The following is a 20,759-nucleotide window of genomic DNA, read 5'->3' on the forward strand; positions in this document are numbered from 1 at the left end:
TAAGAAGTATTTAAGGCTTCCCATAGGGGAGCCTTTTTTATGTGGAGGTGGCTGAGAATGCGTATTAATAATGCTTGGAATAAAAAGTATAGCATTGTCTTGTTATTCATCATCATTCTTACTACATTAATTTTTGTGAAAGGTAACAGTGATTCTTCATCATTGCCTGCGGATACGATTTCTTTAGACGGTCCTTATGTTGACTGGTCTCAACAGGAGATACCATTTGGATGGCACTCCTATCAACATGCGCCTTGGAGAGCTTATATGGACACACGGGACTCATCCAATTTCTTGGAAGCTTTGGGGGTCGTTTTTAATCCAGCTCCTGAAGAAGCTGATGCAGTGGCACAACTCCTTGCAGAGGCAGGAATTGTATCTGCTAGAGTTGAAATCGGCTGGGGAGCGCTAGATTTCGAAGATGATAAAAAAATAAATCAGCACCAGCAGGAGGATATGCTCAAAATTCTCAAAGCTCTACGTAAACATAAGATCCGGCCGTTGATACTCCTAAACAGTCATTCGGGATCACCTGCACCAGGGAAAACGTGGGAAACTACGCTCGTAAAACCTGCCAATGCAGGGGATACGGAGTTGTATCTAAAAGACTCTAAATCAATCGTGCCACATTATACGGGTCTTCAAGGTATCGCTCAGTTTATGTATCCGATTTTTACTGCAATTGATCACAAAAATGGCCGTGCAACATTGTCAGCACCACTGCCTAAAGCTTTGCCAGCTGAGATGATAAAAATAGCACAATTGAAATATCGACCATTTTCTGGAGAGATTTATTCTGATGGGAGAAATAACATTTCTGCTCAAGAAACTTTAGATGGATGGATGAGATATGTTCAAACGGTAACGAGCTTTGTTAAGGGTGCAATGGGCACGGAAGGATTAAATGATGCCGGCTTTGATGTTGAAGTTTGGAATGAACTTTCATTTGGCTATCATTTTTTAGATATTAATGAATACTATGACCCGCCCATTTCCTTTTCACAGGAACTCACTTACAGCATTGGAGACAAGAAGGAAGAAGGATCGCAAGTGATTTTTCCCTTAACTGCCGAATATATTACCGATCCTGTTAATAACTTACCAGGTGTTAAAGTCATTAATGGTTTTGCTAACCAGAGGCCTTGGGATAATGGTGCAGGACTGTGGCCAGGACAGGCTGGTTTTAGTCGTCATTATTATACAAATTGGCATCCTGTAGGATCAGATATAAGCCCTAATAACACCTCTTTGAAAACAGATAAAATGCTTAATGCTAGAGGCGAACCGGATCAACAAGGATTCATTCCTGAACATATCAGTGCTTTTCCTGAAAGATGGTTTTATGCTTATCAGACAGAGTATGTTGTGCGAGATCTTCAACCGTTTCCTGGACCATGGAAGGATCACTTTCGATTTTCTCATCCGGGCAATGGAGTACCAGCTGAAGTTTGGATGACAGAGAGCAATCTGTACCGAGGACTTTTCGCAAAACAACTAGCTAATCTTAGCAATGTTAATGAGCAAGATCCAAGAATAGCTAAAGTAATGCATCACATAGGAACAAAAACTACAATGCGGAACTATATCTTTCAGAGTCATAAGGGGATTAAGACTATTAATTTGTATGCAGCAAAAGCCAGTGATAATGAGTTTGCTTTACTTCCAGAAGCGTTCTATTCTGAATTAGAGCGTGCCAATTATGAACTTACTAACAAAGTACGTGCTAAGGCTGGGCCACAAATAATAGCTATTCAAAATATAGTTCGTTTAATGAAGTTAGGTGAGAACATTGAACAGCCAAGATTTATTAACATAGAAAATATCACAACATACGATGAAGCTCTAGCATACGAAGGTAACGAAAGCTTAGAGGCATCCGGCCGAAATTTAATTGAGGATATTGCAGTCCTCCCATACCAGTTACAAAATGATTTCTACGCAATTGCTTATTATATTGTAACAAGAGATCTCACTCAAACATGGGAGAGTGAACGTGATGTCTTAGATCCGTTAAGATACGATATGCCTGAAAAATATTATGAGGTGACAATCTCTAATATTGCTGGGGAAGGAGCTGAACTAACTATTTATGATCCACTTGAAGATAGCTCCAGTAAAATAGAAATTCTTGAATCAACCGAAACTACGTTGACAGTAAGGCTACCTGCAGCAGATTACCCGCGTTTTTTGCTTGTTAAAGAAAAGGAATTACAACCATTAATAATAGAACCAGAAATACTAGTATTAGAAGGGGAAACGAAGTTTTCATTTACGCCTACAGTATCAGGAGAGGTTGTACTTCAATGGGGAGCATATCCTCTACGTAATGGAGGAGGCTTCAAAGAGATCGCTTATACAGATGATTTGTTGCAAGATTATAAAGGGTATAGAGAATTGGACCATATTAGTGTGAATGATCTACCTGCTAAAAAAAGTTCATATGAATGGAAGGGGAAAATTGAACCTAAATATAGTGAAGAATATACATTTATTATTGAATCTGATTCTTGTCAAGTAACGCTGTGGATAAATAATAAACAAGTGATAGATGAATGTTCAAGTTTTTCCAGAGGTCAAATTGTGCTAGAAGCAGGGCGAAGCTATGAACTAAAAGCTACTTTTAGAAGTCCCTATAATCATGAGCACCATATTGCTATTTACTGGGCTAGTAAGAACCAGCCAAGAGAAGTTGTTGCTCCTATCTCTGATAAAAGTAGTCAAACAGTCAAAACAGTAAACGCTGGAGAGAAGTTTGCTATTAATATTCCAGAATTACTCCCGAGGGAAGCTATTAAACTTTACTATACTTCCAAACACGGAATCCAGACCCAGTACCCACATTGGAATTATGATATTCGCGGTGTTTACTGGGGTGAAGACAGCCCGTAGTGATGCGTTTCGCAGTGAACAGGCTTGTTTTCTAAAAACGCTTGACGGCAGAAAATGAATTTAGTATGATTTCCATATGATACAAATTGTATCGAAAAAAAACTAGAAAGGGTGAGAAAAATGAAGCCATATGTCAAGCCGAGCGTTTTGACACACAGTCAGGTTAAATTTGAGACGGTCATCTCAAATTGTGTTCCGCCTAGTTTTCCTGGGCAGTATCCTGGAGGAAACATTTGCGTTCATCCGGATGGAAGCTGGAGCCCACTGCCGTAAATCGATTCGACAGTAGCTGTATGGCATCATACATGAGATTAACCGGCACATGTCGGTTAATCTTTTTTTTGCTTTTCATGGAATTTAAGGAAAATAAAGCTTGACAGTCATTCAGGAGATAGACTACATTAAAATTATGATACAAATTGTAACAATTATTGGCGGTGACTATATTCGATCTCGGAGGAAGATGCAATGATCGCGTTGTTGAATGCTTTATATAATGACCAGCAGCCTTTGCCAGAGCAACATTGGGGTCAATTAATGCAGGACATGGAGCTTTTCAGCATGCAGGCCCAGTTGTATCATCTTCTTCAACAAAATGTGAGGCATAAGGAGTCTGTACCAGAACATGTCATGAAACGACTTCGGAGTGAACACGACAAAGTAATTGTCCAAAATTTGATGCTGCAGCACACCGAGCGCCAAATTCTATCCTTATTCGACCAACAGAAGATTGCTGCTATGCCGCTTAAAGGCACACGCTTTGCCCAGCGCTTCTTCGGGTCATTGGCGGCCAGAGCTACGTCTGATGTCGATTTGCTAGTGCAGCCCTCCAATCTGGAGTCGGCCATTAAACTGGTTCAAGGACTGGGATTCAAACTGGACAAGAAAGTACATAATCATGCGGTCCTATATAGGTTAATCACCCCACAGATACCACTCATGATTGAGCTGCACTGGACAATGGATAAACCTCATCTTTCGGACCTTCAGGATGCTCCGTTTTGGACAACGGCCATACCTATGAATGGCTATGACGGTGTCCTTGAGCTAGACAGTATATCGACCTTTTACTTCATGATCCTGCATGGGATGCGACACCGAATGGACTCTCCCCGTTATCTACTTGATCTGGCACAGATGATCTTTTGTCACGGATCTGAAATTGATTACGACATGCTAGCGGCACGAGCGCAACAAGATCGGACGTTTCGTCGTGTACAGGCAGCACTGTCCATTGTCTACAATCAGTTTCCGGTTCTCCATGAACGCAAACCGTTGCCCTTCCCGCTGCTTGAGACATATTGGACCTATGAAGCAGTACGCGACCGCAAGCTTGGAAAACGTGGGCTCAACGACTACAAAAATCGAATGTTCTTCCGTTTTGGCATCTTTGATACCTGGAAGCACCAGATCATGGCACAACAGCCGGTCTATAAGCGCTTGAGTAAGCGCCATTCCGAATCGTCAACAAAGGAGATTCCCTATGGCTGAGATGAAGCTTCATATTGGAGAACATGTATTCCATATCATTACGTATTCTTCTGATGTCCAATCGTTTTTTGAGCAGCATTACCTGCCATGTGAAGATACCGCCGCGAATGCGGATATGACTGTAGTCGTCCATGATGGTTATGGTAAAGCTTTTGATACCTATGATGTAGAGATTGCTTCTCGTGAAGGCGTGATTGTGTATACCAGAACAGACTACCGAATTGATGTAGATGACAGCTTCACTCGCGCTTCATTGCAAGTGCAAGATGTTTTCGCCCTCAAGCACGCCATGATGAACTTATTCAGTGCCTTTGCAGCTCATCGCGGCTGGGGATTGCTCATTCATTCTTCCTGTATTATGGATCGCGAGCAAGCCTATCTGTTCGCGGGGCCCTCTGGTGCAGGCAAGTCTACTGTAGCACTGCTCTCGCGCCCCAGACAGGTGCTCTCTGATGAAGCGACGATTGTGAAAATCACGGATAGTGAGGCAGTCATTTATGATTCACCCTTTCGCAGTGATCTGGGTCTACCGAGTCGTCGGCAGGGGACACCGTTGCGCGCAATTCAATTGTTAAGACAGGCTACGGAGAACCGCAGGGAGCCGCTGTCACAGGTGGAAGGAATGATGGGTGTCATGGACAAAGTCTTCTTTTGGAGTCCGAATGTGACTTATACGCAGCGAGTCATGGGGTTATGTCACCGTTTAGCTACGGTAGTACCTGTGTACGAATTGTATTTTCAAAAAAACGATACATTCTGGGAGGAAATTTGCTGATGAAGCATTATGTGTGGAATGAAGCCTGCAATGAAGCGGTAGAGATGGATGACGCTTGGGTTATCTTGAACCCGGCTACCTTTACAGTCACCAAGTTGAACGAGGCAGGAGGATTATGCTGGAACATGCTGCGGGAGCCTTGCAGTCCAGAGACACTAGCAGAAGCGCTCAGAACATCCTATGCCATCTCAGCAGAGGAAGCCAATGCGGATGTGCAATCATTTTTGGAGCAAATGGAACACATTGGTCTGGTCCGGCATGCAGGTTGACAAAGAAACGATTCAGATTGTGAAGCTGACCGTTGAGAAGCACGGCTTTATCGATCTGCCATCCAGTGGTCAGAGCATGTTTCCCTTGATACGGACAGGCGATTTATGTCGTTTTGTTCGTTGTGATCGGAACGAGCTTGTACCTGGGGACATCCTGCTATTTCGTTCACGGGAAGGGGCACTCGTAGGTCATCGATACTTGCATAAGCGGAAGCAAGGGGATGAGCACGTCTTGATCTGTAAGGGAGACTCTAATTTAACTTGCGATGCGCCTGTTCCCTATCGGGAGATCATCGGCAAGTTGCTCTGGATTAAGAAACCACAACGGTTAATTCTCTCCACGCATTACCGTGCGCGCGTTCTAGGCAAAGCCTTGATCCGTTTTCCTAACTGGTCCCGTTATATAGCTATGTATCTGCGATGGAAGAAAACTCTGTGAAGGCCGAGGTATCGACCATGAATATCCTCTCCAAGCTACTGTCACGCCTGAAAAAACTGCTCGAAATCGGTGAAATGAGAGAACCTATAAAGTTGATCTACAGCTATATGAAGCGCTACAAGTCACTTTACATCGAACTGTTTATATTTATGATAATTGGTATTGCCTTAACGATATCCTACACTTGGTTTTTGAAACAAATTACCGATTCGGCGCTGATCGGTGATGTGGCTACCATTAAGCAGTTAATTCTGATGGGCGTGTTATTCATTCTAATTAACGGCATCATTAATTATCGCGTACTCGTAGCTGGCGCTTCTGCGATTCATCAGGTCAAGCGGGATCTCAAGAATGATCTGCTCCATCGTATGCTTCGTTTTCCCGCAAGTCATTACAACAAGCATCATTCCGGTCAGATGGTATCTCATCTCACCAATGACATCAACGGTATGGATGGAGCGATCGGTACGAATGTACTGGAGATGATTCGACTACCACTTATGGCTATAGCAGCTTTTATTTACCTGGCTACGATAAATCTTGAACTGACGTTGATTTGCATTATGATTGGACCGTTGGCCGCTATTTCAGGAGCGATTTTTGGCAAGCTTCTTAGGCGTCGCAGCCGAGAAATCCAGGGGTTGTTAAGTCGCATTCAAGTCTTTCTTAATGATACCTTTTCTGCTCATACGGTCATTCGATCCTTCCTGATGCAAAAAAAAGTCCACAAAACATATAACAGTCATAATGAGTCCCTGCTTAAGCTGGAGATGGGAATGGCCAAACTCCGCGGCTGGTTCCAAGTGGGGTCCGGGGCGGCAGGAACAGTCGCTTTTTTCATGAGCATGGGCCTTGGGGCACTCTATGTTGCGGACGGTCGAATGTCCGTCGGTGCTCTGCTTGCTTTCGTCAGCCTGATGCAGTATTTGATATCTCCGATGACTGGAATGGCATCATTATGGGGTTCCTTTCAACGTTCTCTCGCCGTTGTAGAACGGCTGGTGGAGGTGCTCCGTACGAGTACAGAGACGAATGAATTACCCTCTCCTGTCAAACCGGCTTCGCAGGCGCCTAGCCTAAGCTTCGAGCGAATAACATTTGGGTATGGTGACGGTAGTCATGTTTTTGACCAGTTTAATCTTGAGGTCCCATCTGGAAGTGTGGTGGCGCTGGTAGGCCCCAGTGGTTCGGGCAAAAGCACGCTTTTTAATCTGGCACTCGGCTTTTACAGCCCGGAGCAAGGGAATCTCCGGATGGATGGTAAAGATGTAGCAGCTCTTTCGCTGGAAGAATGGAGGAGTCATATGGCCTATGTTCCGCAGGATACGTATCTCTTTACCGGGTCAATTGGCGATAACATTGCTTGTGGCAGGGAAGGGGCAAGCCAGGAGGATATCAAAGAGGCAGCGAAAGCAGCTGGGATCCATCGTTTTATCGAGTCTTTGCCGGGTGGGTATCAGACAGAGGTTGGAGAGCGGGGGATCAAGCTCTCTGGGGGGCAAAGGCAGCGAATCGCGATTGCTCGCGCCATCCTGAAGGATGCACCGATCCTCCTGTTAGACGAAGCCACTTCTGCGCTTGATAGTGAAACGGAACAAGAAGTACAGGATGCACTGGAGCGATTAATGAAGAATCGGACCACCTTGGTCATCGCTCACCGACTCTCTACTATTAAGCATGCCGATACCATTGTAGTACTTGATAAAGGGCGAATCTCGGAGCAGGGCGGGCATCACCAGCTTATGGAGTCCAAAGGCGTGTATTATCGTCTCTTCAATCTTCAGTATCGCCAGCAAGACTTGGGAGAGGGGCTGCGGTTAACAGCAAACTCATAATCTCAAAGATACATTTTGTATTATTTTGAGGATTCATAGAGAAAAAACATTTGACATGATACAAAATGTATCATATAGTTACCGATAAGAGATGTTACATTTTGTAGCATGATTTTGGAGACGCGGAGGGAAATGACATTGGAAATCAAAGAGTATGCCCGTATTCTGTTCAAGCGACTCTGGATTATCGTTGCTTGCGTCGTCGTTGCTACGGTTACGACTGCCTACTATACGTATTCTTCGTTCCAGCCAGTGTATGAAGCGAATACCAAACTGATTATTAACAGTACAATTGGCCAATCGGGCAATGAGCAAATCGACTATGGTACCTTAACCTTTACCCGAATGTTCCTTGATACTTACCGAGAGATTATCAGTACACCAGCAATCATGGAGAAGGTTGTAGAGAAGCATCCTGAACTGAGGTTAACGGCTAATCAGTTGATTCAGAGTGTCCAAGTTATTACCAATAATACGTCTCAAGTGATGACGCTTCGCGTATACGACATGAGCTATGAACGGGCAGCAACCGTCGTCAACGCCGTCTCTAATGTGTTCAAGGAGCAAGTGCCGGAGATTATGAAAGTAGACAACATCACCATTCTTAATGAAGCACCGCTCATTGGAAATCCACCTCCAGTCAATGACACCGTTAACCGGACAATCGCTATGAGCTTTGCGATCTCGCTCTTATTCGGCATTGCGTTATGCTTCCTCCTGGAATATCTGGATGACACCCTGAAGACGGAAGAGGACATTTCCCAAGTGTTCGGCGTACCTACGCTGGCAAGTGTTGTGCGCATCCGCAAGAGTGATCTGAAGCATAAGCGTCAACAGCAGCAGAACAATAATAAGGCAGGTGAAGCCAATTATGCGGCAATCCCCAAGTAATAGTCAACCGCTGATTATGGACATTAATCCTGAGTCTGCTGTTGCAGAAGCCTATCGTGCTATCCGCACACGCATTGCATTCCCTACCGATGGCAAGGAGTTAAAGGTCATTATGATTACCTCCACTAAGAAGGGTGAGGGAAAATCAAGCACAGCAGCGAATATTGCTATCTCAATCGCGCAGACGGGCAAAAAGGTCGTGCTGATTGACGCTGACATGAGGCGACCGGCGCTTCATCAGATGTTCGGGGCCATTAATCACACGGGATTGGCGAACTTCCTCGCCAATCTTTCGGTGGAACCCGGGGAAATTGTCCGTTCCATGCATATTGAGAATTTGTACTTCGTCCCTTCTGGTCTGACGCCATCTAACCCGGCAGAACTGCTGACGATGACTCGAATGGATGAACTGCTTCATTATTTGAAAGATGTTTATGATGTCATTATTATCGATACGCCGCCAGCGCTCTCCGTCTCAGACGCACAGATCGTCGCGGCGAAATCAGACGGTGTCGTTGTTGTGGTTGAATATGGCAAGGTTAATCGCTCCAATGCAAAAAAGGTGAGTTTCTATCTGAATCAGGTTAATGCCAAGCTGCTAGGTGTCGTGCTAAACAAGGTCAAACGCAAGGGATTGCATGTCTATCAATAAAAGAAATTCAGGTAAGATCTGCTGCACCTCTATCACTGCAGATACTCGGCCATGCTGTGGGTCAATCGACCTTAGACGTCCATCGTCGATGGTATGGTGTGAGGGCGGGTTAGATGCCCAATATAAAAAAAATAATTATGCTGTTTTGTGAATTTTTAAGTCAAAACAGTATAATTATTTTTTTTGTACAATAAAGAATTGTTTTAAGAAAGTGATTGAAAAGAAAAAGAGGTACGGGGTGGAGATCGAATGAAAAGAAAACCGGTTGTTGTGTATGTTGCACATGATGTAGGTGGGCACGGGGGGATGGAGCTTCACCTAGAGGAAGTCATCTCACGTCTTAAAAATGAGTGTGAACTCATCGTAGTTTCGACCACATTGAAGCTGAAAAATTCAACAGGTATTCGCCATATAAAAATTCCAGTCATTACCCGACCAGTCCCTTTAAGACTTGTTTTATTCTCCATATTCGCAACAATACGTATCGCCTTTATTAAAAGAGATATTTTACATACAACTGGAGCAATCATTTTTAACAGTGCAGACTTTTCGACAGTGCACTTTTGTCACAACGGTTATATAAATGCGGTGGGAAATACACGCGCTAAAAATAACACCTCCTATTTTAAAAAGCTCAATAGTTTGCTTGCAAGTAAAATTGCGTTGTTCATGGAGAGCAAAATATACAAGCCATCTAAAACGAAAAACTTAATTGCAGTTTCCAACAGAGTTAAGGAGGAATTGGATTCTAATTTTGCTTATGATGCGAAGGATGTTGTGGTAATACCCAACGGGGTTGATACCAAACGATTTTATCCTCAGTCATATAATGAAAAGATGCATTTAAGAAATAAATACAATCTTCCGACACAGGGAACCTTTCTTCTCTTTATGGGAGGGGATTGGCCATTAAAAGGGCTAGAATATGTTGTGCAATCATTTTCAGGGTTAGCCCAGAGTTTCCTAGATTTGTACTTGATAGTTGTTGGTAAAGGTGATAGTAAATTTTATAGCTCTGCATTGGAACCTAGCATAAGAAATCGTGTTATTTTTGCTGGAAAACAGACCCGTCCAGAAGATTGGATGGGAATGAGCGATATTTTTGTTTTTCCGTCTAGCTATGAAACCTTTTCGTTGGTCGTTCATGAGGCCGCGGCAACGGGACTAATTATCCTTGCAACAAGGGTAGGAGGAGTCGAAGATCTCATCAGGGATGGTAAGGATGGAATTTTAATTGAGAGGAATCTAGAGTCTATAACGACTCATTTAAATAATATACTGGTCGAACTTAAATCCCATCGTTACTTAGGTGAGAACGCAAGGAAAAACGTTGCCCGATTATCTTGGGAAAATACTTTTGAAGAAACTATGCAGATTTACAAAACATATCTTATTGAAACAAAGGAAAGCAGGGGAGGCGGCTTTGAATACATTTATAGCCAGGGTAAAAAGTAATGAGTGGCTTAAGACTTTAACGTTAATAACTCTTGTTTTACTTTCCAGTTATGTCTTGGGAAGACTTGTTATGAATCCCTCTATGGTTAGAATGCTTATATTCTTAGTACTTTTCATGATTGCTGTATCTTTTAGTCTTCGAAAACCAGTGTTGGTCTTATACAGTCTGCTTCTTTACTTACCATTTATGGGGTTTATAAGAAGGTGGTTGATTCCTCATACTGGATGGAGCGGGTTTGATCCGCTAGTAGTTCTTGCCCCTAGTATAGTTCTTCTAATAGCATCCTTTTGGTTATATAGAACTTATGTGATGCGTGAATCTATAATTGATGATACCACTTTATTTAAGCTTATTAGATATCTACTTTTAATCGAGGTTCTTCAAATTTTTAACCCATTACAAGGTTCGCTAATTGTAGGCTTGGGAGGGGTAATATTTTATATTGCTCCACTAGCTTGGATGCTAATGGGACGATATTATGTAAATGCCATATGGTTAAAGAGGATTTTTTTTACAATATCAGTTATGGGTGTATTTAGTATCCTCTACTCACTGAAACAAGTTCATTTTGGATTTTTTAGTTTCGAAGAAGCGTGGATTGAAATTTCTGGATACGCAGCTTTAATGGTAGGTCAAAACTCGAGAGGATTTTCATTTTTTACAAGTGCGGCTGAATATGCTCAGTATGCTTTGCTTGCTGCAATTATATGTTGGGTCTATGTGCTCAGGGGTAAGAGCTCTTTAAAAATAATCGCAATAGCTCTGTTACCCTTGTTTTTTTATGGGTTGTTGATGACCGGAAGTCGTACACCGTTAATCATGTTTTTCCTATCTATAGGTGCAATAACAATAATGAATGTAGGAAATATAAAAAAACGAGTTTTAACTTCAATTTGTGTAATTATTGCTGTAATTATCAGTTATCAGTTAGTAATCGCTATTGATGCCGGAGATAATGCTCTTATTGCAAGGCAAGTTAACGGTCTTACTAATCCCACGGATGAAGAGCACTCTACTCTTGGTTTGCATTGGAATTATTTTTTGGAGGGGATGAAGAGCGGTTTTACTAACCCTATCGGGACGGGGCTGGGAAGCACCACATTAGCAGGAATGAAGTTCTCAGAAGGAAGTAACAATTCAGAAGTAGATATAAGCAACATGTTTACCTCCAATGGTTTAATTGGGGGCATTTTGTATTTGGCGATTGTATTTCACATTCTAAGGCTTGCCTTCAGACACTGTAGGGATAATAACTTAATGATGTGCATATTTGGAGTTTTAATAAGTACTTTTGGTAGTTGGGCAATAGGGGGCAATTACTCTACTGTAACAATTATCTGGCTTTGTGTTGGCTACCTGGATGGTTACTCTGCAAAAAACAAATTATCTGATAAGAAGGTGATGAAAATATGATCTCTGTTATTATTCCGACATATAAGCGAACTCAAAGTGTAGTTGAATGCTTAAAAGGTTTGCAAAAGCAAATTATGTTGCCTCATGAAGTTATAGTGGTTGTAAGAGATGAAGATAAAGAAACGCTTGATACTTTAAAGAAATCAGACTTTTCGCCATTAGTAGTAAAATTAGAATTAGTGCATGAGCCAGGAATGGTAGCTGCTTTGAACAAAGGTCTTATCAGAAGTGAGGGGGAAATTATTGCAATCACAGACGATGATACAATTCCACAAAAGCAATGGCTTTACTACATAAATGATTGCTTTGAATCGAATAAACATGTAGGTGGAGTTGGAGGAAGAGATTGGGTATATATCAACGGTAAGCTTGTGGAGGGAATTGGTAAAAAGGTAGGGAAGGTGAAATGGTTTGGAAAGGTTGTTGGCAATCATCATTTAGGTACAAAATTCCATGAAGTTGATGTTCTTAAAGGTGCAAATATGAGTTTTCGAAAAACTGCGATCAATCATATTCGTTTTGATCATCGTTTAAAAGGATCTGGTGCCCAAGTGCATAATGATTTAGCTTTCAGTCTTGAAGTGAAAAAAGCAGGTTGGACATTAATTTATGATCCCAGAGTTGCAGTTGATCACTATCCTGCACAAAGGTTCGATGAGGATAAGCGTAATAGTTTTAATGCTGTGGCTCAGTTCAATGCAGTTTTTAATGAAACTTTCACTTTGAAGAATTATTTAGGTCCATTTAAAAGAGTGATTTATTTTATTTGGGCATTTCTAGTTGGCACATCCTCCGCTCCAGGGATTTTACAAGTTTTTAGATTGCTCATTACCTTAAAAAACAATAATTTAGTAGAAAAATATATAGCGACTCAAAGAGGACGCCTTAACGGAATGGTGAGTCGTTAATGTTCAATAAAAATATCGCTAAAGTTGAGAAATTGATGGTAGAGGATACTCAAGAGCTAAATATAATTGGTTTCGCTACTCAGGGAAGTAATGGGGATGATGAAAACCGATTAAGAACTCTATTGAGTAAATTACCAGTCAGTTACTATCCCTTCCGCAAAGACAAAAAATATAAAAATTACTCGAATATCGTGAGATTATTGTTATCTGAACGCCCCAGTTTGATCGTCATGGAGGGAACAGGTGTCTTTGGTGGATTAGCTTTAATTACAGGAAGTGTAATAACCAAAACGCCTTACATAGTGAGTAGTGGTGATTCTGTAGGACCATTTATTGCGAGTAAATATCCTGTAATCGGGCCATTATTTAATTTGTACGAAAAAATGCTTTATAAAAGAGCAACAGGATTTATTGGCTGGACCCCCTATCTAACTGGAAGAGCATTGACTTATGGATCTAATTTTGGCATGACCGCAGCCGGGTGGGCACCATTTCATATAAGTAATAATGATAAATATAGCGCAAGAAATGATATTAGAAAGAAATATGGAATTCCTCAAACTCATATCGTAGTGGGTATTGTAGGCTCATTAAACTGGAATAAAAGAATTGGTTATAGTTACGGCTTAGAATTAATTCAAGCTAATAATCGAGTGGAGCGACAAGACGTTACAGTAATGGTTGTAGGTGACGGAACAGGCAGAATCGAATTGGAAAAACTAAATAATAAGCAAAACGTAATATTTACGGGAAAGGTTCCAAGAGAAGAGGTACCGCTCTACTTGTCTGCAATGGATGCGGCAAGCTTGCCGCAAAGTGTTGATCAAGTTGGTAGTTTTCGTTACACAACGAAAGTTAGTGAATACTTATCTGTAGGTCTACCGATAATTACGGGAACAATACCGATGGTCTATGATTTGGATAGTAGGTGGTTCTGTAAAATTATTGGTGCTAATCCGTGGTCTGAACGATATGCTGAGGGATTAGCCCAATTTATTACTAATACATCTCAAGAAGAACTTAAAAAAATATCGGACGAAATTCCAGAAGAGATATCATATTTCAATAAGAACATGCAAATTAAAAGTGTTACTGAATTTGTAAATGACATTATGATTAGCATTTAATTTACTTAAATTATAATCTCCAGGAGGAAAAGGATTTGAAGATTATAATTCTAGGGGACTCAATTGCCGCGGGTTTAGGTGTTCAAGGAAAATCTTATGCTGATCTTTTGGGAGATATGGGGCATTCAGTTTTTAATTTCTCTAAATCCGCAATGCAAATTAATGAGTCGTTAGAGGTTTTAAAGACAAAAACAATTGATAACATTGATTTAGTTATCATTGCACATGGTATAACTGAAGCAATCATAAGGCCAAAACAAGCATACTTAAAATACTTACCATCACGTTGGCGCAGGGCAGGATGGATGGACCCAAGGCCTTATTATTCTAAACGTTGGCATAAAAAATGGATTCAAAAAGTAGAATCTGCAATCCGTTGGAGGATTAAAAATTTCCTTATAGTTTTATATGGTGGTCGAAGCTACCAAACAAGAAATGATTTTTATGACCACTATAAACAACTTATAAACCTAATAATGGAAGGAAGCCAAGCCAACATACTTGTACTATCACATTGTGGAATTGACGAACACTTTTACCCTGGTTCTGCAGAGTCATTAAACTCCTTTTATGATGAAACAAAAGTCTTATCAAACTCTCGTATCTACAATCTTGATTTGACTCAGGTTTGTAATAAATGGGAGGATTTTTTGGAAGATCATTTTCATCCTAATTCTTCTGGACACAAAAAAATATTTAAAGAAATAGCGGACTCATTGCCAAAATGCGAAACAGTAAATTTCAAAGCTAATTAATGTCCAATTACAAAAATAGGAAGGTGCATGATGAGTTTAATAAATCAGGATTTAATAATGAATCTTTCTATTTGTATCTGTACTCGTAATCGGCCTGAAGAAATCAAGAAAGCTCTTAAATCGATAGAGAAATCCTCCATTAAGATATATGAGGTCGTTGTTTCTGATGACAGTACGGACGAAAAGACAAAGGAGTTGATAGGTGAGGAGTTCCCTTACGTTACTTATGCTCAAGGACCTAGAACAGGGTTGTGTGCTAACAGAAATAATGCCATAAAATATGTTAAAGGTACTCATGTTTTGTTCATGGATGATGATGTGATTTTGGGTGAATCATTTGCTGAGCAAGTGAAAACATGCTTGAGCAGTAATAAAGGGATAGTTGATCGTGCAATCGTTACGGGGCTTGAGTTAAAAAATCAAATAAAAGTGATTCCGCATGATCAAAATTTTCTGGGTTTTCAAAAGAAAAAATATAAACAAGGCGAACCATTAAAAACTGTCATAATAAACAGTACCATATTTCCAATGGCGTTATTCTCGAAATTGAAATTCGATGAGCAGCTAAGATATGGATATGACGAAGTAGATATTACAACTCGTGCAATCAAAAATAACTTTTTAATCATCTTGTGTGATTCAGCCATAAATCATCATTATCCCTCTGAAGTGAACAGAGATTATTATAAGCCTTATATGGACGCTTCAAGAATCTATGTTACTTACAAAAGATATTTCTATAGTGAGGAAAAAAAGCTTAAGGCGATTTCTTTTGCACTGATTGCAGCACTTCACACTACAATTCACGGGCTGTCTAGCAAACAAGGATTAAAAAATACATGGTTCACTTTGCAAACCACAGCAAAATATATCGTTGGCTATCAAAAAGATATCATTAAACCTTGATGTAGTTAAGTCTGTAGTTAAGGGGAAGAAAATGAGACTTATTACGAATCTACGTAGTCAATTGCTTACATTTGGAGGACAAAAGACCACTACTTTCTCAGCAGCAGCTGGGAAAGTCTTTTTTTCTTCCGTGTGTCTGCTCATACTTAATATGGGTACCGGTATACTAGTAGCACGATTTCTGGGACCCGAAGGCAGAGGAGAGCAAGCCGCAATGATATTGTGGCCGCAGTTTTTAACATTTTTATTAACCTTTGGTATTCCATCCTCACTAGTTTACTTCTATAAAAAAAATAAAGCTTATTCGTCAGAATATCTTTCGGTTTCAATCATTCTAGCAGCCATATTTGGAACGGTTGCTTCTCTTGTCGGAATATTTTTAATCCCCTATATGCTGAGCGAATATAGCAACTCAATTATTCTATTCGCCCAATTATCTATGCTTTTAAGTCCTATAATTATGATTAGTATCTATATGAGTTCAGCCTTACAAGCTTATGACAATTATCGAATGTTGAATTTATCTAAAACAAGTGGTCCGTTTTTAACCTTATTGCTGATCGTAGGACTAATAGCAACCGATTATATAAATCCCTATACAACAGCGATAGCTTATTTGATTGGATCTTTACCAATTTCAGTATTAGTGTTTTTTGTCTTGTATAAAGAAATCAAACTTTCATTTAATAGATTGAAACTAAGATTTAAAGAACTCTTCAGCTACGGCATCCGAGCTTATGCAATTGATTTACTTGGTACACTTTCTATGCAGTTAGATCAAATATTAGTTGTCGCTATGCTTACCCCTACTCAAATGGGCTACTACACCGTGGCACTTGCGCTGGCTAAGCTTCCCAAAATCGTTCAAACCACAATCGTTACTGTATTATTTCCTAAGGCAGCTGGCAATGACGAAGCGACGATTTTTAACATGACGATGCGATCATTTCGCATAGGAACGTTTATTACAGGGCTCCTTTGCATTGGAGCTCTATTTTTGAGCCCATATGCCATTGAATTGTTGTACGGAAGAGAGTTTATGGGAGCTGTCGCGACGGTCCAAATCCTTTTAATACGAGAAATTATCGCAAGTGGAGCGAGCATTTTACTTCAGTATTTCATGGCTAATGGTAAGCCTGGACAAGTTTCTATTTTGGAAGCTATCGGAATCGGTTTGAACATTCCTTTAATGCTATGGTTACTCCCTCTTTATGGTCTCCCTGGTGTAGCTACAGCTTTGCTCCTTACGAGTTTAGTTCGGCTAGTATTTGTCATTATATTTATTCGTCGGAGTCAACCCGGCCGACTGCAGCTCATACTGAACAAAGATGATATCAAGCTCATGGTTCATGAAGGCATGAAAATAAAGAATAAGCTCGAAAAACGAAAAAGAAATCAGTCTTAAAGGAGTGAAACCATGAACATCCTCGCGTCAGGCATGGGATGGATCGACCACACGCATGGCGGGCTAAACCGGTATTTTGCCGATTATACCGCGGCCATGCAAGCTAAGGGGCACGCCGTCAAAGGTCTAATCACCGCTCACGGGGAGCGCACGACGGCACCTGCCTACATCCAGGAGGTACTGTCCAGAGAAGCCAAGGTGAATCCAATTGTACGAAGTCGGGCCTTCGCGAACAAGTTCCGTTATGAACTCAAGGCCAGCCCTCCAGATGTGTTTAATCCGCACTTTGCTCTTTATGCGTCATTAATTACCCGGCAGCAGGTCCCATTAGAAGTTCCTATCGTGACACACTTCCATGGGCCTTGGGCACAGGAATCGCAGGTAGAGGATCGCGGGGCAAGTATGGGGCAGAAACTGCGCTATCAGCTGAAGAAGAATGTGGAACAGCTGTCGTATCGACGTTCCGATTATTTTATTGTTCTCAGTCAATATTTCCGGGATATTCTGGCCAATGAATATGGGGTCCCGACGAACCGGATTCATATCGTGCCTGGCGCAGTGGATGTGGATCGGTTCCGCCCGGCAGTGGACCGTGAAGAGGTTCGGCGTAGTCTGGGACTGAGACCTGATCAGCCGGTACTGTTCTGTGCCAGACGGCTGGTCAACCGGATGGGCATCGACCGCTTGATTGCGGCAATGCCACAGGTGCTTAAGGAAGCAGCGGATACGGTTCTCTATATCGTGGGTGATGGTCCATTACGTGGCAGGCTGGGTGAACAAATCGAACAGCTGGGCCTGCAGCAATCCGTAACCCTGCTTGGTAAGGTGTCCAATGAGGACTTGGTCCGCTGGTACCAAGCGGCGGATCTCAGCATTGTCCCGACAGTCACGCTAGAAGGCTTCGGGTTGGTAACCGTCGAGGCCCTGGCTTGCGGAACGCCTGTCCTAGGTACTCCATATGGCGGTACATTAGAAATTCTAGACCAATTCGATCGCAAACTATTATTCCGCGACCATAGTCCCGAAGCAATCGGGGATAAGATTACTGCTGTCCTCACTGGGCAATGCACGATTCCAAGCCGAGATGCCTGCAGAGCACATGTCATGCAGCGGTATACCTGGGATATCGTCTCCGAGTCTGTGACCCAAATCTTCGAGATGGCGGTCTCGGATCGAAGGAGGCTGATGGTACGATGAAAGTCGCCTTCTACAATCATACAAGCGATATTAGTGGGGCCGAGATCAGCCTGCTGCTGACGATGAAACATCTACAGCAGGCGGAACCGGTCCTTTTTGCGCCGTCTGGCGAATTGACCGAACGTGCTGCTGAGTTCGGTATTCAGACCGTCCCGCTTGAGTCCTACCGAGCGAGGTTGTCGCGCAATCCCTTGAAGTTGCTCAAGGACATAGGCGGAATGATGAAATCCGGTTGGCGGCTCGCCCATGCTATTCGAAACGAGCGGGTAGAAGCGATTCATGCCAATTCGCTTCGCGCGGGTATGATGGCTTCTTTGTTCGTCTGGCTGCATCGCCGTCCCGTTATATGGCATGTGCGTGATATTCCACCGGGTGGAATGATTGGCCGCATGATAAATTGGCTGGCCGCACCTACAGTAACTGCAATTATCGGTATTTCCAAACCAGTGCTTGAAGGCTTTCCGCTAAAGATTCTACAGAAGCGGCTCCACCTGGCCCACAACGGAGTAGAAATCGAGGATCTCTCGGAGCTAGAAAGAGCTAGATGCCGGCAACAAATTCGCAAAGAGTGGCAGACTTCACAGGAAAGCAAGGTAATGGTGATTATTGGGCAGGTGGCTCCATGGAAGCGACAGGAGGATGCAATAGCGGCAGCGGAGCGGTTGATCTGGGAAGGACAGGATGTATACCTCTGGGTAGTGGGAGCGCCGAAGTTCCGACAGGAGAATATTGATTACTTCCGGGATCTGCGAGAGCGGGTGGCAGAGGCGGGGCTGTTGGATCGGATTCGGTTCACTGGCTTCCGTGAAGATGTGACGGCTATTTGCTGTGCAGCCGATCTGTTGTTGCTTTGCTCCGACAATGAGCCCTTCGGGCGAGTGATTACAGAGGCAATGGCTCAGGGGGTACCTGTGGTAGGTACGCGTGCCGGAGGCGTGCCGGAAATTATTAGACATGGAGAAGATGGGCTGCTATATGAGACGGGCGATGTGGATGAGCTTGTTGCGTGTGCGACACAACTGCTCCGTGATTCAACAACAAGACGTGTAATGGGCAAAAAAGCAGCGGAACGTGTACGCAGTACCTTCACCATCGAACGTACCGCTGCCCGTATTGAAGAGATTTACGGCACGGTACTTAAGAACTCCTTCAACAGAAGGATATCCTCTGCGCCGCGTGTCGCCATCGTCCACGATTATTTAAATCAGATGGGCGGCGCAGAGCGAGTGGTTGGGACGCTGCATCGCATGTACCCAGAAGCTCCAATCTTCACGACTATCGTTGACCGGGAAAAACTACTACCGGAGCTACAGAATGCGACCATTCACTCGACTTGGATGCAGCATATTCCTGGTATCCAGAAGCGTTTCAAGCTGTTCTTCTGGCTTTACCCACTAGCCATGCGCTCAATGAAGCTAGACGATTACGACTTGGTGATTAGCTCCAGCAGTGCATACGGCAAGGCAGCTCCTGTACGCAAAGGGGCCTTGCATTTATGTTATTGCCACACGCCAATGCGCTTTGCCTGGGATTTCGACACGTATATGGAAGGGATGAGAGTCTCTCCTGTCCTCAAAATGGCAGCTCGCATGCTGGTGATGCCGCTTCGGCTGTGGGATCGTGCAACCTCCAAGCGTGTCGATAGAATAGTTGCCAATTCAACAATCGTTAGTGAACGGATCAAGGCGCATTACAATAGAGAAGCACCGATTCTCTACCCGCCAGTTAACCTGTCCCGGTATGAGCCGAGCGGAGAGCCTCCGGGGGATTATTTTCTGGTCGTATCGCGATTGGTATCTTACAAGCGTATTGATCTGGCCGTGGAAGCGTGCTCTGCCCTGAGTATGCCTTTGGTCGTCATCGGGGATGGTCCGGACCGAGCGCGGCTCGAGGAGCTGGCCGCTCCATGCGTACGCTTTATGGGTAGATTGCCTGATGCCGAGGTTCGTCAGTGGATGCAGGGATGCCGGGCATTCTTGTTTCCGGGGCTAGAAGATTTCGGTATTACACCGTTAGAAGTTAATTCCTGTGGCAGACCGGTCATTGCGTATCAGGGCGGTGGAGCACTGGATACCATAAAGCCCGGCGTTAATGGCCAATATTTCACCGAGCAAACCGTAGAATCTCTGGCTGACGTACTCAAGCGTTTTGACGAAAAACTGTTTGATGAGGTACTTGTACGTAAGCATGCCGAGCAGTTTGATGAATCCCGCTTCATCCGACAGCTAAGCCAAATGATTGACCAGATGCACAGGACACCCAAACCAGTCACCGGATTTGAAAATGAATCGCACCCTGTCCGCGCAAATGCATAACTCACGTCTACTCCCACCCTCCCAAACATAAACTGT

Annotated in this window: 17 protein-coding genes; all 17 read left to right on the forward strand. The window is 42.9% G+C overall.

Features of this window, described 5'->3' with window-relative positions; all coding sequences use genetic code 11:
- Positions 1-57 precede the first annotated feature (57 nt).
- The 17 genes from F556_RS0119880 (at position 58) to F556_RS37235 (ending at position 20,723) form a co-directional block, all read left to right on the forward strand.
- Positions 58-2,889, forward strand: a complete 2,832-nt coding sequence (locus tag F556_RS0119880; RefSeq protein ID WP_020618751.1) for a PA14 domain-containing protein — start codon at positions 58-60, stop codon at positions 2,887-2,889.
- A gap of 468 nt (positions 2,890-3,357) precedes the next feature.
- Positions 3,358-4,380, forward strand: a complete 1,023-nt coding sequence (locus F556_RS0119885) for a nucleotidyltransferase family protein (protein WP_020618752.1) — start codon at positions 3,358-3,360, stop codon at positions 4,378-4,380.
- The gene (locus F556_RS0119890; protein ID WP_020618753.1) at positions 4,373-5,155 is read left to right on the forward strand and encodes a hypothetical protein; all 783 of its coding nucleotides are present in this window, start codon (positions 4,373-4,375) and stop codon (positions 5,153-5,155) included. The genes F556_RS0119885 and F556_RS0119890 overlap by 8 nt, the downstream gene beginning before the upstream one ends.
- Positions 5,155-5,424, forward strand: coding sequence for a PqqD family protein (locus F556_RS0119895; protein WP_020618754.1), 270 nt, complete (start codon positions 5,155-5,157; stop codon positions 5,422-5,424). The genes F556_RS0119890 and F556_RS0119895 overlap by 1 nt, the downstream gene beginning before the upstream one ends.
- Positions 5,414-5,863 carry a signal peptidase I gene (locus tag F556_RS0119900; protein WP_020618755.1) on the forward strand — a complete coding sequence of 150 codons (450 nt, stop codon included), beginning with the start codon at positions 5,414-5,416 and terminating at the stop codon, positions 5,861-5,863. Before F556_RS0119895 ends, F556_RS0119900 begins: the two co-directional genes overlap by 11 nt.
- On the forward strand, positions 5,860-7,698 hold the full coding sequence (locus F556_RS34620) for an ABC transporter ATP-binding protein (protein ID WP_020618756.1): 1,839 nt from the start codon (positions 5,860-5,862) through the stop codon (positions 7,696-7,698). Before F556_RS0119900 ends, F556_RS34620 begins: the two co-directional genes overlap by 4 nt.
- 138 nt (positions 7,699-7,836) lie before the next feature.
- Positions 7,837-8,589 (forward strand): YveK family protein, encoded by a 753-nt coding sequence (locus F556_RS0119910; RefSeq protein WP_169447612.1) that lies wholly within the window; start codon positions 7,837-7,839, stop codon positions 8,587-8,589.
- Complete coding sequence (locus F556_RS0119915; RefSeq protein WP_020618758.1) at positions 8,570-9,241, forward strand: CpsD/CapB family tyrosine-protein kinase; 672 nt, start codon at positions 8,570-8,572, stop codon at positions 9,239-9,241. Before F556_RS0119910 ends, F556_RS0119915 begins: the two co-directional genes overlap by 20 nt.
- Positions 9,242-9,490: 249 nt before the next feature.
- A complete protein-coding gene (locus F556_RS0119920) occupies positions 9,491-10,696 on the forward strand; it encodes a glycosyltransferase family 4 protein (RefSeq protein WP_020618759.1) in 1,206 nt (401 codons plus the stop codon).
- A complete protein-coding gene (locus tag F556_RS0119925; protein WP_157272855.1) occupies positions 10,665-12,110 on the forward strand; it encodes an O-antigen ligase family protein in 1,446 nt (481 codons plus the stop codon). Before F556_RS0119920 ends, F556_RS0119925 begins: the two co-directional genes overlap by 32 nt.
- On the forward strand, positions 12,107-13,018 hold the full coding sequence (locus F556_RS0119930; protein ID WP_020618761.1) for a glycosyltransferase family 2 protein: 912 nt from the start codon (positions 12,107-12,109) through the stop codon (positions 13,016-13,018). The genes F556_RS0119925 and F556_RS0119930 overlap by 4 nt, the downstream gene beginning before the upstream one ends.
- Positions 13,018-14,145, forward strand: coding sequence for a glycosyltransferase (locus tag F556_RS34625; protein ID WP_020618762.1), 1,128 nt, complete (start codon positions 13,018-13,020; stop codon positions 14,143-14,145). Before F556_RS0119930 ends, F556_RS34625 begins: the two co-directional genes overlap by 1 nt.
- Before the next feature lie 35 nt (positions 14,146-14,180).
- On the forward strand, positions 14,181-14,900 hold the full coding sequence (locus tag F556_RS0119940) for an SGNH/GDSL hydrolase family protein (protein WP_020618763.1): 720 nt from the start codon (positions 14,181-14,183) through the stop codon (positions 14,898-14,900).
- A 30-nt stretch (positions 14,901-14,930) separates the two neighbouring features.
- The gene (locus F556_RS0119945) at positions 14,931-15,806 is read left to right on the forward strand and encodes a glycosyltransferase family 2 protein (protein WP_020618764.1); all 876 of its coding nucleotides are present in this window, start codon (positions 14,931-14,933) and stop codon (positions 15,804-15,806) included.
- A 31-nt stretch (positions 15,807-15,837) separates the two neighbouring features.
- Positions 15,838-17,211: an oligosaccharide flippase family protein gene (locus tag F556_RS34630; protein ID WP_083938063.1), complete on the forward strand. Its 1,374-nt coding sequence runs from the start codon at positions 15,838-15,840 to the stop codon at positions 17,209-17,211.
- A 12-nt stretch (positions 17,212-17,223) separates the two neighbouring features.
- Positions 17,224-18,408 carry a glycosyltransferase family 4 protein gene (locus tag F556_RS0119955; protein ID WP_020618766.1) on the forward strand — a complete coding sequence of 395 codons (1,185 nt, stop codon included), beginning with the start codon at positions 17,224-17,226 and terminating at the stop codon, positions 18,406-18,408.
- Positions 18,405-20,723, forward strand: coding sequence for a glycosyltransferase family 4 protein (locus F556_RS37235; RefSeq protein ID WP_020618767.1), 2,319 nt, complete (start codon positions 18,405-18,407; stop codon positions 20,721-20,723). Before F556_RS0119955 ends, F556_RS37235 begins: the two co-directional genes overlap by 4 nt.
- The last annotated feature ends 36 nt before the right edge of the window (positions 20,724-20,759 follow it).

This window comes from Paenibacillus daejeonensis DSM 15491 (genome assembly GCF_000378385.1).
GTDB lineage: Bacteria > Bacillota > Bacilli > Paenibacillales > Paenibacillaceae > Paenibacillus_D > Paenibacillus_D daejeonensis.

Coding starts and splice junctions, on each gene's coding strand:
- F556_RS0119880 (WP_020618751.1), top strand. CDS start 58: ATGCGTATTAATAATGCTTGGAATAAAAAGTATAGCATTGTCTTGTTA.
- F556_RS0119885 (WP_020618752.1), top strand. CDS start 3,358: ATGATCGCGTTGTTGAATGCTTTATATAATGACCAGCAGCCTTTGCCA.
- F556_RS0119890 (WP_020618753.1), top strand. CDS start 4,373: ATGGCTGAGATGAAGCTTCATATTGGAGAACATGTATTCCATATCATT.
- F556_RS0119895 (WP_020618754.1), top strand. CDS start 5,155: ATGAAGCATTATGTGTGGAATGAAGCCTGCAATGAAGCGGTAGAGATG.
- F556_RS0119900 (WP_020618755.1), top strand. CDS start 5,414: ATGCAGGTTGACAAAGAAACGATTCAGATTGTGAAGCTGACCGTTGAG.
- F556_RS0119915 (WP_020618758.1), top strand. CDS start 8,570: ATGCGGCAATCCCCAAGTAATAGTCAACCGCTGATTATGGACATTAAT.
- F556_RS0119920 (WP_020618759.1), top strand. CDS start 9,491: ATGAAAAGAAAACCGGTTGTTGTGTATGTTGCACATGATGTAGGTGGG.
- F556_RS0119930 (WP_020618761.1), top strand. CDS start 12,107: ATGATCTCTGTTATTATTCCGACATATAAGCGAACTCAAAGTGTAGTT.
- F556_RS34625 (WP_020618762.1), top strand. CDS start 13,018: ATGTTCAATAAAAATATCGCTAAAGTTGAGAAATTGATGGTAGAGGAT.
- F556_RS0119945 (WP_020618764.1), top strand. CDS start 14,931: ATGAGTTTAATAAATCAGGATTTAATAATGAATCTTTCTATTTGTATC.
- F556_RS34630 (WP_083938063.1), top strand. CDS start 15,838: ATGAGACTTATTACGAATCTACGTAGTCAATTGCTTACATTTGGAGGA.
- F556_RS0119955 (WP_020618766.1), top strand. CDS start 17,224: ATGAACATCCTCGCGTCAGGCATGGGATGGATCGACCACACGCATGGC.
- F556_RS37235 (WP_020618767.1), top strand. CDS start 18,405: ATGAAAGTCGCCTTCTACAATCATACAAGCGATATTAGTGGGGCCGAG.